Consider the following 16195-nt stretch of genomic DNA (forward strand, 5'->3'; position numbering starts at 1 on the left):
AATAATTCTACTCCCCACATCCAAATGATTTACAAAGTATATTAGACGCATCATCTATAAAATATTTATCCGTTTTAGACTGTTGTGACTCAAAAGGTAAAAAGTTTCCAGGTCCTCTAAAAAGCTTCTTAAAAATAATCTGCGTACATTATGCCAGTAAAAAAGCTGCCTGCAATAAGTGCAGGCGCTTGATTCATAGAGAGGAACGTTTTTAGTTAAGTTTTCATATTGTTTTTTGCTTCCTGCCACGCAGGCAGGAAGTACCTCTATTACACATAATTATTCCTTCTGGAGTTTGGAATACCTGGAGAATATGGACCCACAAATTGCCAGAAAGAGGCCGAACATTGCAGCCAGGAACCATAGAATCAACCAGTCAAACCCATTACTGTCCTTTATCTCCTCTTTTTGATGCCCATCGTCAGCGAGAGCATTTATAGATAAGCCCGGATTCGATGCAGCAATCCGGGTTTCCGGCGGGAGTGAGAAGGATTCTGTTGTCTCCTTCTTCCTTATTGGCAGGGTTCCACGGTCAGCGCTGCTTCTTCTCTTTGAGGGCTTATCCCCATCATCGACGTTGTTTTCTCCATCATCAATGGACTCCTTTCCTTCCTCATCGTCCGCACCAACATCTGTGCCAGGAGTTGTGGCAGTATAGCTAGTTGAATTGTCCCAGGCGATGTTCCCGGCAGCATCAACCACAGAAACGTTTACCGAATGGATACCTTCAACAACGGTTATGTTTCCTTCCCAGAGGTTCCCACTAACAAAGGCTAACGGGGTACTGGAACCTTTAATGCCTGTTACGCCAAAATTATCAGTTGCCTCCACACTTACCGTAATAAGGTCACCGGTATCCGGAGTGTAATCACTCAGAAGAACGGAAATGATAACTGGGGCTTCGGTATCGAGATTGATAGCGGTATAACTGGTGGAGTTGTTCCATACTATGTTTCCTGCATCGTCAAAGGCAGAGACATTAACATAATTGGTGCCTTTAACAGCGGTTATAGTGCCTTTCCATAGATCCCCGTTGACAAAGGCTAACGGAACCCCTGAAGCTTCAACAACGGTTACACCAAAATTGTCAGTTGCCTCCACACTTACCGTAATAAGGCCACCGGTATCCGGAGTATAATCACTCAGAAGAACGGAACTGATAACAGGGGCTTCGGTATCGGGAGTTGTAGCGGTATAACTAGTTGAATTGTCCCAGGCGATATTCCCGACAGCGTCAACCACAGAAACGTTTACTGAATGGAGGCCTTCAACAACGGTTATGTTTCCTTTCCAGAGGTTTCCACTGACAAAGGCTAACGGAACCCCTGAAGCTTCAACAACGGTTACACCAAAATTGTCAGTTGCCTCCACACTTACCGTTATAAGGTCACCTGTGTTCGGAGTGTAGTCATCCAGAATAACAGAACTGATCTCAGGAGCTTCGGTATCGGGAGTGGTGGCAGTATAACTTGTTGAATTATCCCATGCTACGTTCCCTGCATCATCAATCGCAGAGACGTTTACATAATGTGTTCCTTCAACAGAGGTTATGTTACCTTCCCAGATGGTGTCATTCTGACGAGTAAGAGCTCTACTATCAGCTTTAACAGAAGTTACTCCAATGTTATCGGTTACGTTTACGGTAATCTGTATATATTCCCCTGTTACAGGATTGGTGTTATTCAGGGTAATAGAGTTAATGTTAGGAGCTTCGGTATCGGGAGTGGTGGCAGTATAACTTGTTAAATTATCCCAGGCTTTGTTGCCGGTACCATCAACCGCAGAGACGTTTAAGAAATGGGCACCTTCAACAGCGGTTATGCTTCCTTCCCAGAGATCCCCACTGACAAATTCTAACGGAGTCCCTGAAGCTTCAACATTGATTACCTTTACATTATCCGCTGCATTTACGCTTACTTTAATTAGTTCACCTGTGGTTGGAGTGGAATCGTTCAGAGCAACAGAAAGGATTACCGGAGCTTCAGTGTCGTCATAAGATCCGTCGTCTCCGTCGTTTTCAGCGCCTTCATTTTCTATATAAATTCTGTTTTTCACATCATTATCCGTGCAGTTGCATCCACAGCACCATGATTCACTACAGTTGTCGGAGATAATATCTTCACCACGGATTAGACTAGTCACGCAACTTATTTCATTACAGCACGGGGCCAAGTTCTCAGAAGAGTTATAGAAGAACGGGAGGATAGACTCGTTGATTGTATTGTTCTGGTATACAAATAAGTAGTAGTTTCCTTCAGGAGTATCTGCCGGGAGAGATGCCATTCCCTGCGCTTCTATATAAGAGGTTGGATCGGCATCTTCATCATCGAAGGGGTTGGTAAGTGTGAGATCTATGTCTTCGCCTACCTGTTTCTGGCTGGAATTAAACACTTTTGCTACGTACGTGTATTTTTTTGCATCATTCCTGCCGTTATCGTCCCCAAGTGTTACGTTAATCAAGTACTGAGTTGATTCCGAGATATTATGTCGGCCAGGAATAACCATATCATACACATATGTCGGCTTATCTTCTTCTCCGGGTTCCTCTCCGGTCCCGTCGTTCTTTATGTAAATGCTGTTTTTCACCTGTTGTTTAGTGCATCCACACCCGCAACACCAGAATTTGCTGCAGTTCTGAACGAGAATGCCTTCACTGATAAGGCCAGTTATACTGCTGGAATTACAGCATGTTTTCAATTTCCCGTTATTTTTGCACATGAAGGGAAGGATGAACTCGTTGGTTGTATTATTTTGATATAGGAAGACGTAATAGTTCCCTTCGGGAAGGTCTGAGGGCAGAGATGCCGTTCCATGTGCCAGGGTAGAAAGGGAATGGTCAGGATTTCCGTTAAGCCTGAGGACGATGTCTTCTCCAACCTGTTCCTGGCTGGAGTTATATACTCTTGCTGTGTATTCGTATTGTCTTACAGCTTCTTTTCCTTCTTTGTCCCCAAGTTTAACGTTAATTTGAATAATCGGATATTCAACTGATTCTAGAATAATATAATGGGAATTAAGAGCCATATTGTCCGCATATGTCGATGAAGACACAGGAACTGCTGGCAATGTCATTTGCATAAAGGAGGATTCTTCAACTCCCTGATCCCTGTCGTTTCTACCACTATCACCGGCTGAGTTCCAGTTATTTGCGACAACGCAATTAGCTGAAAACAGTATCACCAGTAACACAATAAGTCCAGAAATTATTCTTTTCATATAACCCTCTCCCGTTCTTTCTCTTCCCGGTTATCATTTCAGCATACACCCTCCACTCCTTTTATCACAGTGTGCAAATAGAAAACAAATCCACTATTAGCATTTTCATTTCTCGTACATGTCAGCTTTCTTACGTGGGGGTTCTGCCTGTAAACAGATTCCAGTATTTTTTGAAATTCGAAATTTGAATGTGTTTTCAGACATCCTTTAAGTGTGGATTTTTTGGAGATCTCCCCCGGACTCTCAATTTTTAGCTAGCTCCAGCTATCTCCCCGTACACTCCAAAAATTGGTTTTTGATGTTTTGGGCTATCTAACCTGTGATCCTAATAAATTTTGTGGGATCTTAGCCTCTTTCCTTTTTCACATACTTTTCCAAATGCTTGGCCCCACCTTAGAATATAACTCCACGTCGGGAATGTCTCTTCATTAAGAGTTAAAAATCTGTGACTATATATTTTTTCCTATATTGTTTAATGTTCGATTATTTTTTTATGATGTAAATAAATATTTTTTAGTTTTTCCTCTTTTCATAACGTCTTCAAAAAAATCATTATATTTTACGGGAGAATATATAAATAAATTATAAGAGATTTGGATTTTATGTTGAAATATGCTCCATCTCTTGGCATCGCTTTTTGATAAACTCCATTTCTCATCGGGAATTACTTAAATTATGTAAAAAAAGATAAATTTAATTTTAAAAGTAGCTATTAATTTTTTATAGTTATTACTCAGAAGTTCCGGGGGTTTTATAGAATTTTTTGAAGCAACTGAGGGAATTTGCCCTGACCGCAAGGAGTCATTTCAAAGGGGGATCAATTCCACAACCATCCCATCTTCAAGAGGATACCTTTCGATAACAAAAAGCCTGGCTCTGACTTTAAATGCCTCCAGCTTCTCCTTTATAACTTCATTGAGTTCCTCCAGAACCCACCAGGCAATCTCAATGCTGTTTTCTTTTGTTTCAAAAAGTTCTTTGGGAACTTCGAGCTCTTGCAGGAGCTTTTCCACCATTTCCCGGGCTAAAAGGGTTTCTCCTTCAATCACTCCGTACATGAGGGTCCCGTCTTCAGTAACCTCATCAAATTCCCTTGCAGTGTTCTTTGCAATCCTCTGGAGCCTTTTGCGGAGCTGGACGGCATCTTTATAACTTGAAGAGCAGAAATGTGCTTTTTTGCAGGCTGAGAGGGCGGTTTTTGCATGTTCCAGGGAACCTGCTACAGCGTTTGAGGTGTCCGATTCCAGGACAAAACCACGGCCCAGGAGGGCTTCGGAGTTATTTTCGGAAAATTCAAGTTCGTTCATGTTCAGGAAAATCCCTTCTTTCTCCGCAAAAGCAGCAACCTTTTCAGCACCTTCGAGGGCAGGAATCTCTATTCCTGCTAAGATTTCAAGGTCCTTTGCGTTTTTCACGGCTTTGGAGTAGGGGCTTTGCTCCAGTTTATCCCAGATTTCCTGTGGCGGATGAAAGCGGATCTCGTCAAGCCCCGCTTTTGCGAGCTTTTCAAGAGTTTCCCGGTCAGGGGCCATAGCAGTATAGAGATGGATATGGTGCTCTTTTCCAAAACTGGATTTAAGAAGGCTGATATAGTGCAGGACCCTATCGATTTTCAGGAGAGGTTCTCCTCCGGTGATTCCCGCCCCCAGAGCGTCCATGAGCTTTGCTTCTTCAAGTAAGTCGGCATCGTTTATTACGGGCCTTTCGTTTGCAAAGACCAGGTCTTTTCCCCGTCTCTCGTCCGAGAGTGGGCAGTAAAAACAGCTTTTCGGACAGAGGCCCGTCACAAAAAGCACCAGTTTAGCACCCTGCTGGCAGAATTGACAACCTTCGGGGAGATAATTGTAAAAAGAGCCTGTCTCTTCTTCAGTGAACTTTTCCATGCCTGAGCCTGCATATTCTTTTGTTGTATATAAGTTTTGTTTCGAAGGGACTTTTCTGAAGGATTCTCAGTTCCCGGTCTCAGTTTTCGGTCTTCATTTCCCCATCTCAGTTTCCGATCTCAGTCCCCCCATAATATCATAGATAAGAAACTAATTTATACCGCTTCCCCCAAATGATCCGGTGATACCCGAGAAAAATGGATACGTCGTTGTTTTCGGATGTAAAAGGTGCGGAAAATGTAAGGACTTCTGCCCTACGGGCGCCATATACGAGGAAAACGAACTGGCGAAAATCGACCAGAATAAATGTACCCAGTGCATGATATGCATTGACAAATGCACGAACAAATCAATCATTTACATGGAATAATTTCAACAATTTACATGGAATAATTTCAACAATTTACATGGAATAATTTCAACAATTTACATTAATGAGGTGATCATCCTGCTGAACTTTCCTGCTCCGGGAAAAGTAATCGACATCACGGTTCCTATCTCTCCTTCTACCAGGGTCTTTCCCGGAGACCCGGAGCCTTCAATCAAAAGCGTCTATAATCTTGAAGTAGACGGTTGCGCAGTTTCAAAGCTCTCTTTCGGGAGTCATACCGGCACCCATGTTGATGCCCCTTCCCATATTCTGAAAGACGGAAAACCGGTTGACAACCTGGAACTCGAAGGTCTGATAGGCAGGGCAGTAATTCTGGACTTTTCTTCAAAAACCGGGGCTCTTTCAGTGGATATCCTTGAATCCGCATTCCGGAATGCCGGCAGTCCTGAGGGAATTACGGTCCTCCTCCTGAAAACAAAAAAACCTGGATTCCAAACAAGGGCCAGGTCGGACCTGAATGATGCCGATGCCCGGCAAACTGCGGATTCGGGAAACAGAAAAAACGGAGAAAAAGGAGAGTTCGAGGAGTCAGTTTATCTAGAAGAAAGTACCGCAGCCTGGATCGTCAATAACGGGTTTACCACTATCGGAATAGACAACTTCTCCGTGGACAGCCTTGCTTCCGAAAACCTTCCTGCTCATCACATACTGCTTTCAAACCGGGTAAATATCGTGGAGTGCCTGGACCTGAGTCCCGTGGAAGCGGGGAACTACTTCTTCATCTGCCTGCCCCTGAAAATCGTGGGTTGTGACGGGGCTCCCGCAAGAGCTGTTCTGCTTTAGGAGTAGGGGATTTGATTCCCGGATGTATTTGGCATGTCGGAATCCCTGGCTCTTTGCAGGTTCCCAGGAAGCTGCCTATTAAGAAGCGGGATATTAGAGAGAGATGTTAGAGAGAGATGTTAGAGGGAGATGTTAGAGGGAGATATTTAGAAGTGGGACATCGTGTACCTGACACCGTCTTCGGAAACCAGCTCAAAGACAAATTCGCCTGAAACCGGGTATTCGATCACAATTCCTGTTTCTTTCAGCCCAGGGGATGTTTCATTGTTTTCCGGGCTCACAGCAGGGATCCAGTTTCCTTCTTCCTCTGGTGCACCTTTCAGGAAGTGAACCGTTTCCCCTCCAAGAAGTACTCTTTGCTTTACCCCGTTTTTGTACTGGTAGATAAGGGTGTTATTTTCGAGCTTCCATTCCGAATCGCTCAGGTTCCCGGAGCAGTCCGGGTCCGGGTCCGCCCCGAAACTAAGGTACCTGACACGGTCCGGGAGGGAGAGGGTAAGGACGCACATCCCCCCTTCGGGGCCGTATCTGTCTTCAAGGGGCCGGGCATGCCCTTTCTGGATAGATAGGAGAGAAAGGGCTGCATCTTCGACCTGGGCTTCGATTTCCGCTTCATCGAGCACAGGGGAGGCATTTTCCCAGGCCTGGGCAATGAGAAGCAGGACTGCTGCAAGGAGTCCAAGATATACTACCAGTTTCAGGGGGATAGTGTCCGCAGCCCTGGTGTCCGAAAAAAGGGATTTCATATCTGAGAGATTCTCGGCATTTAATAAAAAATTTTAGTTGATGGAAAAGTAAATATCAAATAGAGGTCAAAAAGTAACTGGTAAGGTGAAACTGATAAGGTGAAAAGGAAGGGGTTGCAATAACAGTGGAAGATGCGGAAGAAAACCTGCTTTGTATATCTTTTTCGGATGAGCAGTTACAAAAAATCGAAACGTATGCTGATGAATATGGCATGGGTGTAGAGGAGTTTTTGAAAAATGTCTGCCTGACATACTGCCTTGAGCATGTGGAGGAAGCCTGTGGAGGAAAAAAGGAACCCGAAAGAGTCCCTGCCCCGAAGAGCCCCCGGCCTGAAGAACTGGTCAGGAAACCCACTGAGAAAGCTAAAGCCAGGTTTGAGTTGAAGACCGGGAAAAAATTTGGTCCTAAAGAACTGCTGGATGGCCCCCTTGTCCTAGACGAGCAATCTATCAATTGCCTTAATTCGATAAAGCGGGAGAACCGCTACATCCCGAACAACAGGATTATCCTGGCAGCAATAAAACTGGGCCTGAACTCGATTAACCAGGCTATGGACCTTGAAAGGCAAAGATTTAAGGACTGACTAAATTTTACATAGCCTGGATTGTAGAGATCCGGTCTGCAAGTCATCTTATTTGTGTGGAGAAGTTCGATTTATTTGATTATTATTCTCCAGTTTTTTCCTCTTTGTACTATTTATTTTATGATTTGTTTTCAGGCCTGGCTATCAATCCATTCCAGAAACTTATCGATGGCCCTGAAGCGATGGGAAACCTTGTTTTTCTCAGCGTCCCCGAGTTCCCCGAAGGTCTTGCCCTGGTACTCGAAGATCGGGTCGTAGCCGAAACCCCCGGTCCCGCGTTCTTCGTAAGCGATTTTACCTTCCACCACTCCGGGAAAGACCAGGGGCTCTTTTCCGGGTTCACAGTAGCCAATTACGGTTTTGAAATAGGCTGTCCGGTCTTCTTCCTCTTCCATAAGCTTGAGCACTTTAAGGTTTCCGAGGTTATCCTCCACATAACGGGAGTAAGGTCCTGGAAAACCGTTTAAGGCTTTTATGAAAATTCCCGAGTCGTCTACCATTGCCGGCACGTTCAGTTTGTTTGCGACGTACTGGGCGCCGTGGGCGGCGATAGGTTCCAGTTCATCTTCCTGGTACTCAGGGTACCCATTTTTGTTCTGGGTAACTTCGATTCCCCGGGAAGCGAGGATGTCCCGGACCTCGGCAAACTTGCCTTTATTTCCCGTAACAAAGATAATTTTACGCATAGCGAGCCCTCTTTTTGATCTCTTCAACTCGCTTGAGTACATCCGCTGCTTCTATAAAAGTACTTCCATACCCTTTTTTGAAAGCTTCTATCAAGGCTTCAGCTTCCCGGTGTGTGCTCTCAAAGGTCTGGAAGAGCACATGCACGTCCACACCCCTGGCTTCCAGGGACTTTTCAAAGTAGGCAAGCCCAAAGTCCAGAAGGTAGAGCCGGTTGCCGGCTAGCAGGAGGTTCGATGTGGTCAGGTCCCCGTGCACTATCCCCGCACTGTGGAGCTTCCCTACGAGTTCCCCCACCTTTATTGAGACATCGGGGGAGATCAGGTACTTGACAGGAGCCCCTCCGATATACTGCATTTTGAGCTTGAAAGCTTCAACATCATAAATAATGGGCGTGGGAACTCCCGCACGCCGGGCTTCCGACATCAGACGGGCTTCGGTCCGGTTCCTTTCTTTCCGGATCCTTTCATCTATTTCCTTCAAACGGTAAGCTTTCGGGACCCGTTCCTTGACAAGTACCTTCTCTCCTCCCGGCCCTTCTTCAAGATAAACAACAGCCTCGGCTCCACTGTCCAGCAGCTCTCCGGGGGGTAAACTGAGGATAGCCTCCGGAGAGATTTCCAGGGCTTTTTCCGTTTTTTCTTCCCGGATCCAGGTCACTTCCACATCGTCGGTCCTGAAACCGGGGTCAACCCGGGACTCTTCCAGGGAAAGTAAGTTCCCTGACTTATACATCAGGAGCCCGGTATAGGCTATCATGGTCCCATTATCTCCCATGAAGCGCTTTTCGGGCACGTAGAACTTTGCACCTCTGGCTTCACACATGTCGTTTAACATCTCCCTGAGCTTCCCGTTGGCTCCGACCCCTCCTGCCAGCAGCACCTCTTTTTTCCCGGTGTGGGCAAGGGCGCGTTCGGCCACTTCCACTACCATGGCAAAGGCTGTTTCCTGGTAGGAATAGCAGACGTCTTCAAGAGGGGCTTTTTTCAGGGCTTCGCTGGCAGCCGTGGATAAGCCCGAAAATGAGAGATCCATTCCCTTGACCACGTAAGGGAGAGGGATGTAGTTCTTTGCATCCCTTGCATACATTTCGATCTTCGGCCCCCCGGGATGGGGGAGGCCTGCTCCCCGTGCAAACTTGTCAAGGGCATTTCCAAGCCCGATGTCCAGGGTTTCCCCGAAGACCCGGTACCTGCCTGCCATGTGGGAGAGCACCTGGGAATTTGCCCCGCTCACATAGACGACCACGGGATCCTTTGAAGGAGTCCTCCAGATTCCGATCTCAATGTGGGCGATGCAGTGGTTGACCCCTATCAGGGGGATCCCGAGGGAAAGGGAAAGCATCCGGGCTGCCGTTGCCACGGTCCTTAGGCAGGGTCCAAGCCCGGGCCCCCGGGAAAAAGCTATCCCGTCAATATCGGAAGGATCGACTCCTTTTTCCTTAGCTTCCACAAGAAGTCTTTTGACCACGCTTGCTGCGTACTTTGCATGGTGCTGGGCGGCTTCCCGGGGATGGATCCCGCCGGTTTCCGGTTTGTAGGTCTCAGTGACCTCGGCTATGATCTCGGTCTCGGTCACAATTGCGGCACTCAGGTTCCAGGCAGTGCCTTCGATTCCAAGAATGAATGTTTTTTTCAAGGCGTTCCGCTCTCCTTAAAAATGGTATTCTCTGCTTACTGTTGCTTCTTCCGATAATGAAGGAGCAGGTTTTATATAGCTTTGCCTCCCGGGATAATCGTTCTAAGGGAGAAAGTATTTCTGAATGTTTGAAAAAAATATTCCGGGTGGTTTTGAAAAAGCTTTGACTTTCCTTCTCCCTCTGCCTTCCAAACTTCTCCAGCCCTACGTCTTCCAAACTTCTCCAGCCTTACGTCTTCCAAACTTCTCCAGCCCTACGTTTTCCAAACTTCTCCAGCCTTACGTCTTCCAAACTTCTTCCCTTTACTCAGAACTTTTCTAGCTTCCCTATTCGGTCTTCCATCAACTCCGGGGAGAGCAAGCTTTTTTCGAGCCTTTCCCTGAACTCGTCCAGAAGGGTAGCCGGCACGTCGAACTCCGGGGGGGGAGGGGTATGGGTTTCAATTTCCGGTTCATCACCCGGTTTGTGGAGCCTTATCCCCGGAAAGAGCAGGATAAAGAGTAAAACCAGAATAATGAGGGTATATTCCCTGCCGTATTGCTCCCAGGAGACTGCGGAGAATACGCCTGAAGAAAAGATTCCTGAAAAAACAGGCTGCAGGGCAGCCGCCAGCCAGGATATAAACGGGAGGGTTGAGGCTGCAGGGTGGGAGAGAAGCAGGCTGGCTATAAATATCAGTATGAGCAGGAACCCTGCTTTCTTGAGCCTGCAGTATTTTCCTGAGACAAGCCACCACTCCCACCAGGCAGGCTTCAGAGGGCCTGAGCGAATGTGTTCCCGGAGATCGGACGCGGGGGTTTTTATGTCTGCAGGAGTTTCGAGTTCCAGGCACTCTTCAAGCCTTTCGAAGGCTTTTTGGAAATAACGGATTTTGTAGCAGTAAAAGCCCAGGAAATAAAGGATGTATGCCCTGAGTTCGCTGTCTTTCGATTCCCGGGAAAGGGCTGTTTTTTCCAGTTTCCGGACCGTTGAAAGGAGCATTTGCCTGTATTGTCCGCTTACCTGTCCGCCTGTATCTCTGCTTGCCTCACCGTTTGACTCTCCACTTTCCCGGTCAAAAGTCACTTCTGCATACAGGTACCTGGCATACGCGTCCCAGAGCAGGAGTTCCGGGTCGGAAGAGTCCAGGTCAAGAGCCCGCCCGAATGACTCCATAGCTTCCTCGTAAGCCTGTTCTTCAAGCTCTATCCTGCCTTTAAGGATTCTTGAGAATACATTTTCATGTTCTTCCGATATCGAGGCTTCCACCTCTTTTAGTGCTCCTTCGTTGTTCCCGAGCCTGAAGTAAAGTTCTGCAAGCCCGTCCCGCGCATGGAAATTTTTCGGGTTTAACTCCACCGCTTTTCTATAAGCCTGTGCAGCTTGCTCGTAGTTTCCGATTCTTGTAGATGCAAAGCCCAGCAGGCAGGCTAAGAGGTCATGGTCAGGGTCAATTGCTTCGATTTTTTCCAGAGTGTCCACGGCTCTGTCGAATTCCTGTAGGCGGATGAGGGTGAATGCTTTCAGGGTCGAAGCCGGGGTGTTTCCAGGGTCAACGCCAAGGACCCTTTCAAAAGCATCCCTCGCTTTTTCCCATTCTCCCATCCGGGCTAGAACGATTCCTTCTCCAAGACAGGCTTGCTCCCCGTTTCTTCCGAACTGCCGGGCTCTTTCAAAAGCTTCCCGGGCTTCCCGGGGTTTTTCGAGGGCATCGAGGGCAAAGCCCTTTGCGTTCCATAGGACTTCCTGAAAGGACTTCTTTTGAAAGGGCTTTTTTTGAAGGGCTTTTTTCCGAAGGAACGTTTTTCCTGAGCCCTCATTTTCAACTTCATCTTTGTCGACTTTTTCGAGGGCTCCCAGGGCTTCTTCATACCGTTTCAAATAAATGAGCACAAGGCCTTTGTAAAGCTCCAGAGAAGGATCTTCCGGATTGAGCTCCAGGGCTTTTTCAAAAGCTTCCAGGGATTCTCTATACCGATCAAGTCCTGCCCTGGCAAGTCCCCTGTATTTCCAGGCTTCAGGGTCAAGGTTTTCCTCCGGGGTCTTTTCAGAGATTTCCAGGAATTTTTTAAACGCTATCTGGAGCCTTTTTTCCAGTACCTCGTCGTATTCTTTCCTCCAACCTTTGAGCCGGATGAGGACAACTCCCCGGTTGTAGCGGGCAGGGAGGCTTCCGTGGTCAAGCCTCATAAGTGTCTCGTAAGCTTCCAGAGCATCTCTATATTTTCCAAGTTCACACAGAGTGTTCCCTTTCACGTTCCAGGAAAATGTGTTCTCAGGTTCCAGGTCGAGGGCATGGTTGAAAGCCTCCAGGGCTTTTTCGAACTCCTCCAGTTTGAAATATACAGCTCCGAGCCCGCTCAGGATTCCACCGTTTCCGGGCTCAAGAGCAAGGGCTTTTTTGTAAGCTCTAAGAGCTTCATCATATCTCCCGAGCCCGAAATGGGAACTTCCGAACCCTTTCCAGCCCCGGGCACTTTCAGGCTCAAGTTCCAGGGCTTTTCCGTAAACGTCAAAGGCTTTTTCGTAGCTTTCGCCTATCAGGAGCAGGGCTCCTTTATTATACAGGGCTTCGCCAAGGGAAGCGTCCGTTTCAAGGGCTGTCTCAAAAGCTTCCAGGGCTTCTTCGTACTTTTCCAGTTTCCCGAGTACCCTTCCCTTTTCATTCCAGATCCCGGCATTTTCCGGATCGAGTTCAAGAGCCTTTTCAAAAGCATCCAGGGCTTTTTTTGGTTTTCCGAGAGCCTCATAGACTTTTCCTTCCCCTGCCCAGCCTCCGGCAAAATCCGGCTTCAACTCCAGAGCCTTTTCATAAGCCTGCAAAGCCTTTTCAGGTTCATCAAGTTCAAAGTAGACCTTTGCAGTCCCTTCCCAGGCCCCTGCGTGTGTGGGCTCCAGTTTCAGGGTTTCTCCGAATGCCTCAAGCGCTTCCCCGGCTTTTCCAAGGGCCTGCAGGGAAAGCCCCTTATAGTACAGAGCTCCCGGGTTTCCCGGACTTATTTCAAGGGAACGGGAAAACGCCTCCAGTGCCCCCTCGTACCTCCCTAGCTGGTGAAGGGCAAGCCCTTTATAATGCCAGGCCCCGGCATCCAATTCATTCTTCTCAAGAACCATCCCGAATGCTTCCAGGGCCTCTGCGGGCCTTTTAAGGTAGCCCAGGGCAAGCCCCTTGCAGTAAAGGGCTCCGGAATTTTCCGGCTCCAGAGAAAGGGCTTTTTCAAAAGCCTCCAGAGCCTCTTCCGGCCTGTCCAGGTAGCTCAGGGCATTTCCCATGTAGTACCAGGCTGCAGCGTCTTCGGGATTTATTTCAAGCACCGTGCAGAGAGCTTCAAGAGCTTTTTCAAAATGTTCCCTGGCTTCGGCATATTTCTTCAGGGAAAAAAGAGCAAGGGCCTTACTGTACAGGGCTCTGGCGTAGAGGGAGTACATGGTGCCTCTGGAATCTGCGGTTAAAAAAATTTATATCAAATTATATATGCTCCCTGTTATAAATACGGATGCAGAAGAGAGTTTCTTAGTTGAAATAATCGTATTGGTAAGTATAGGTTTCACTTCTTTATTTGGAATGATGAAAATTTTTATTGTTGACATATGTGTCAAATTTTTACTTCTTGTGACTATTGCCTTCGCTTTTCTTCATTAAAGAATACGTAACGTCTTTTTGATAGAGGGCATAAGAATCCCCGGGATTAATAAGTAGTGCTTTGTCAAAAGCCTGGATCGCTTCTTCATGTTTTTTTATAGTGCTGAGTGCTATTCCCTTATTGTTCCACGCAAAAATGTATTCAGGGTCCATTTCCAATGCCTTATTGAAAGCTTCTATAGCTTCTTTATATTTATGGAGTGAAAGGAATACCAGACCTTTGTTGTTCCAGATTCCCGGGGAGGGGTTCAGTTCAAGGGCTTTATCAAAGACATCCAGTGACTCTGCATATTTGTTAAGTTTGTATAGAGTGAGACCCTTGTAGTACAATGCATTAGTATTTGTTGGGTTATGTTCGATTTTTGTCTCAAAAAGATTTAAAGCTGTTTCATAACATCTGGTCGCTTTGTCGAAATTGGATCGTTCATTAAAAAGAAGTCCCTAGTTATACCATGCCTCAGCGTTTTCATCTATTTCGATTGATTTGTTGAAGGCTTCTGAAGCTTCTGAATAGCGTTTTTGTGCATATAGGATGATTCCTCTGTAATTCCATGCAAAGGAATTTCGTGGATCAATTTTTAGAGTTATTTCGAAAGCTTCTTTGGCTTCTTCATACCTACAAAGGTAATAATAAGTGATCCCCAAATTATTCCAAGCATCTAGATAGCAAGGATCTACTTGAAGAGCCTTCTTAAAATACCTTAAAGATCTATTGTATTCTTGCATTAAATTGTGTGTTATTCCTCTATAGTTCCAGGCTGTAGCATCGTTTGGGTTTAATTGAATTATTTTTTTAAATGAGTATATTGCTTCTGAGAAATATTTGAGATTACAACAAACTAAACCTCTGTAGTACCAGACAGATGAAAAATTCGAATTAATCCTGATAGCTTTATTAAAAGCTTCAAGTGCTTCTTCGAACCTTTTGAGGGCGCGAAGAATCAAACCATTATAGTATAATATGAAATAATTGTCGTGGGAAATTTCTGCGTTTTTTTCAACGATTTTCAGGCCTTTTTCAAGAGCCTCTAATGAAGCATCATGATCTCCAAATTTATCAAGGGATGCCCCTTTTTTGTACAACCATGCTAAATAATACAATAAGTACTCGGGTCGTTTTTCCAGTTCCCCTTCAAAGGCTTTTATTTCTTCATTGAATGTTTCAATAGGGCAAATCCTTATCTCATCCTCATCTGGATTAATTTCGAAATTTAAGCTTCTATAGTTGTCTTACAAATCAGCTCCTTTTAAGAACTCCTCTAACTCATCTTTCAGATGGGATGGTAAGCCGTCCTCCATTTTGAGCTCTCTTGTTGCCGGATACTTTTCCGATTTGGAAAGAGGAATTGTGGAGGGAAAAAATTCAAAAGGTGGTGGTGAACGTTGCATTTCGATTGAAATCTCTTTTGCTGCGATCCTTTCTATATTAGGGGTCAGTAGTAGCAATAATAAAGTCAATATAAAAGCTGAATATAATATAGAATTCTCTTCCCAATTAATTGTGGTTGAGGACTCATTTAGGTGTGCCAAAGGTCCAACTGATATGAAAGATCCTATTAGTTGTATAATATTTCCGAGAATATCCTGAATTGCTGGCAAGAACATCAAAAAAATGAATAAAATAATCCCAACAAATAGTAATCTTTTTCTTCCACATGCGCAGGGAGATCCGAGCCACCATTCCCACCAAGTTGGCTTTATTTGGTATTTCCAAACGTTTCCAACCAGCAAATCTGCAGATTTTTCCAATGATATTTTTGATTTTAATTTTTTACACTCCTCAAGCTTTTCCTTTGCTGCAAAAAAATCTCCTATTTTATAATAAAAACAGCCTGTAAAATATGATGTATATGCTTGAATTTCTTTCCAGTTGTTTTCATAGTTATTTTCGTTTTTCTTTTTATAGTCAAAAGCTGAAACTTTTAAATTTTTTAAACATAATTCAGCATTAATATTAACATCACCGCATTTCTTTGACTGTTTGTCATAGCCATTTGACTCGCCGAGAGGCATAAGCAACCTTTCTAAATCTCTAATAATTGAAAGTAGTTTCTCCTGTTGTCTTTTGTTAATTTTCTTATATCCATACTCTTTCACATTTGCGCTTTTTCCTATATTTTCATTTTTGCCATTAGTGTCATGGATCTTTTTATCAAAATCGTTTGAGCTTTCAGAAGAAAATTCGACACTTAAATACCTGGAATAAGCATTCCATAATAGGTAGTGAGGGTTAAGCTTATCTAAAGAAATTGCTTTCCTAAATGAATCTGTTGCAAGCTCGATCCTGGATGTTTCAATTTCAATCTGGCCTTTTAAACACCAAAGATCAGGATTATCTTTGTTTAACGATAGAGCATGTTGGACTTGTTTTGAAGCATTGATGAAATCCCCAAATTTCAACAAAAGTATTATCAAGTTTATCCTGGCTAATTGATTGTTAGGAACAATCTTTAATGATCGGGTAAAATTTTCAATTGATTCTTCATAATATCCCTGTTCTTTCAAAACAAGTCCTTTGTAGTTCCATGCATCAACACATAGTGGATTGCTTTCTGTGGCTTGATTAAAAGAATCGATGGCATTTTCGTATTTTCCCCGGTTGTAAAATGAGAGACCTTTGAAATATAAAGCTTCATCAGGTTTTACA

Annotated in this window: 12 protein-coding genes and 2 pseudogenes; 3 read left to right on the forward strand and 11 right to left on the reverse strand. The window is 45.0% G+C overall.

Translation table 11 applies throughout. The features are described from left to right. Positions 1–279: 279 nt before the first annotated feature. Both ACSAZK_RS04925 and ACSAZK_RS04930 read right to left on the reverse strand, forming a co-directional pair. The gene (locus tag ACSAZK_RS04925) at positions 280–3216 is read right to left on the reverse strand and encodes a hypothetical protein (RefSeq protein WP_440956286.1); all 2937 of its coding nucleotides are present in this window, start codon (positions 3214–3216) and stop codon (positions 280–282) included. Between the two features lie 806 nt (positions 3217–4022). Next, positions 4023–5099, reverse strand: a complete 1077-nt coding sequence (locus ACSAZK_RS04930) for a radical SAM protein (protein ID WP_440956287.1) — start codon at positions 5097–5099, stop codon at positions 4023–4025. A gap of 181 nt (positions 5100–5280) precedes the next feature. Between ACSAZK_RS04930 and ACSAZK_RS04935 the strand changes: the two genes are divergently transcribed. Both ACSAZK_RS04935 and ACSAZK_RS04940 read left to right on the forward strand, forming a co-directional pair. Next, positions 5281–5469 carry a 4Fe-4S binding protein gene (locus tag ACSAZK_RS04935; protein WP_440956288.1) on the forward strand — a complete coding sequence of 63 codons (189 nt, stop codon included), beginning with the start codon at positions 5281–5283 and terminating at the stop codon, positions 5467–5469. 69 nt (positions 5470–5538) lie between these two features. Next, the gene (locus tag ACSAZK_RS04940) at positions 5539–6273 is read left to right on the forward strand and encodes a cyclase family protein (RefSeq protein ID WP_440956289.1); all 735 of its coding nucleotides are present in this window, start codon (positions 5539–5541) and stop codon (positions 6271–6273) included. 146 nt (positions 6274–6419) lie between these two features. On the opposite strand, the gene ACSAZK_RS04945 is transcribed toward ACSAZK_RS04940, so the two are convergent. Continuing rightward, positions 6420–7019, reverse strand: a complete 600-nt coding sequence (locus tag ACSAZK_RS04945) for a hypothetical protein (RefSeq protein WP_440956290.1) — start codon at positions 7017–7019, stop codon at positions 6420–6422. Positions 7020–7144: 125 nt separating this feature from the next. Here ACSAZK_RS04945 and ACSAZK_RS04950 point away from each other — a divergent pair, with 125 nt between their 5' ends. Next, entirely contained in the window at positions 7145–7603 is a 459-nt protein-coding gene (locus tag ACSAZK_RS04950; protein WP_440956291.1) for a hypothetical protein, read from the forward strand. A gap of 131 nt (positions 7604–7734) precedes the next feature. On the opposite strand, the gene ACSAZK_RS04955 is transcribed toward ACSAZK_RS04950, so the two are convergent. The 8 genes and pseudogenes from ACSAZK_RS04955 to ACSAZK_RS04990 form a co-directional block, all read right to left on the reverse strand. Further along, positions 7735–8289 (reverse strand): XTP/dITP diphosphatase, encoded by a 555-nt coding sequence (locus tag ACSAZK_RS04955; protein ID WP_440956292.1) that lies wholly within the window; start codon positions 8287–8289, stop codon positions 7735–7737. After that, positions 8282–9925, reverse strand: coding sequence for a bifunctional N(6)-L-threonylcarbamoyladenine synthase/serine/threonine protein kinase (locus ACSAZK_RS04960; protein ID WP_440956293.1), 1644 nt, complete (start codon positions 9923–9925; stop codon positions 8282–8284). The genes ACSAZK_RS04955 and ACSAZK_RS04960 overlap by 8 nt, the downstream gene beginning before the upstream one ends. A gap of 71 nt (positions 9926–9996) precedes the next feature. Next, positions 9997–10167, reverse strand: a complete 171-nt coding sequence (locus ACSAZK_RS04965; RefSeq protein ID WP_440956294.1) for a hypothetical protein — start codon at positions 10165–10167, stop codon at positions 9997–9999. Between the two features lie 65 nt (positions 10168–10232). Continuing rightward, entirely contained in the window at positions 10233–13334 is a 3102-nt protein-coding gene (locus tag ACSAZK_RS04970; RefSeq protein ID WP_440956295.1) for a tetratricopeptide repeat protein, read from the reverse strand. A gap of 175 nt (positions 13335–13509) precedes the next feature. Beyond that, positions 13510–13956, reverse strand: a pseudogene (locus tag ACSAZK_RS04975) (tetratricopeptide repeat protein); the annotation flags it as partial. 33 nt (positions 13957–13989) lie between these two features. Then, positions 13990–14631: a tetratricopeptide repeat protein gene (locus tag ACSAZK_RS04980; protein ID WP_440956296.1), complete on the reverse strand. Its 642-nt coding sequence runs from the start codon at positions 14629–14631 to the stop codon at positions 13990–13992. Positions 14632–14778: 147 nt separating this feature from the next. Next, on the reverse strand, positions 14779–15963 hold the full coding sequence (locus ACSAZK_RS04985) for a tetratricopeptide repeat protein (protein WP_440957103.1): 1185 nt from the start codon (positions 15961–15963) through the stop codon (positions 14779–14781). A gap of 30 nt (positions 15964–15993) precedes the next feature. Continuing rightward, a pseudogene (locus ACSAZK_RS04990) lies at positions 15994–16170 on the reverse strand (tetratricopeptide repeat protein); the annotation flags it as partial. Positions 16171–16195 lie beyond the last annotated feature (25 nt).

This window comes from Methanosarcina sediminis (assembly GCF_052056915.1).
Taxonomy (GTDB): Archaea; Halobacteriota; Methanosarcinia; order Methanosarcinales; family Methanosarcinaceae; genus MTP4.

Excerpts from the sequence above, each read along its gene's own strand:
- ACSAZK_RS04970 (WP_440956295.1), bottom strand. The coding sequence starts at position 13,334 with ATGTACTCCCTCTACGCCAGAGCCCTGTACAGTAAGGCCCTTGCTCTT.
- ACSAZK_RS04955 (WP_440956292.1), bottom strand. The coding sequence starts at position 8,289 with ATGCGTAAAATTATCTTTGTTACGGGAAATAAAGGCAAGTTTGCCGAG.
- ACSAZK_RS04945 (WP_440956290.1), bottom strand. The coding sequence starts at position 7,019 with ATGAAATCCCTTTTTTCGGACACCAGGGCTGCGGACACTATCCCCCTG.
- ACSAZK_RS04925 (WP_440956286.1), bottom strand. The coding sequence starts at position 3,216 with ATGAAAAGAATAATTTCTGGACTTATTGTGTTACTGGTGATACTGTTT.
- ACSAZK_RS04930 (WP_440956287.1), bottom strand. The coding sequence starts at position 5,099 with ATGGAAAAGTTCACTGAAGAAGAGACAGGCTCTTTTTACAATTATCTC.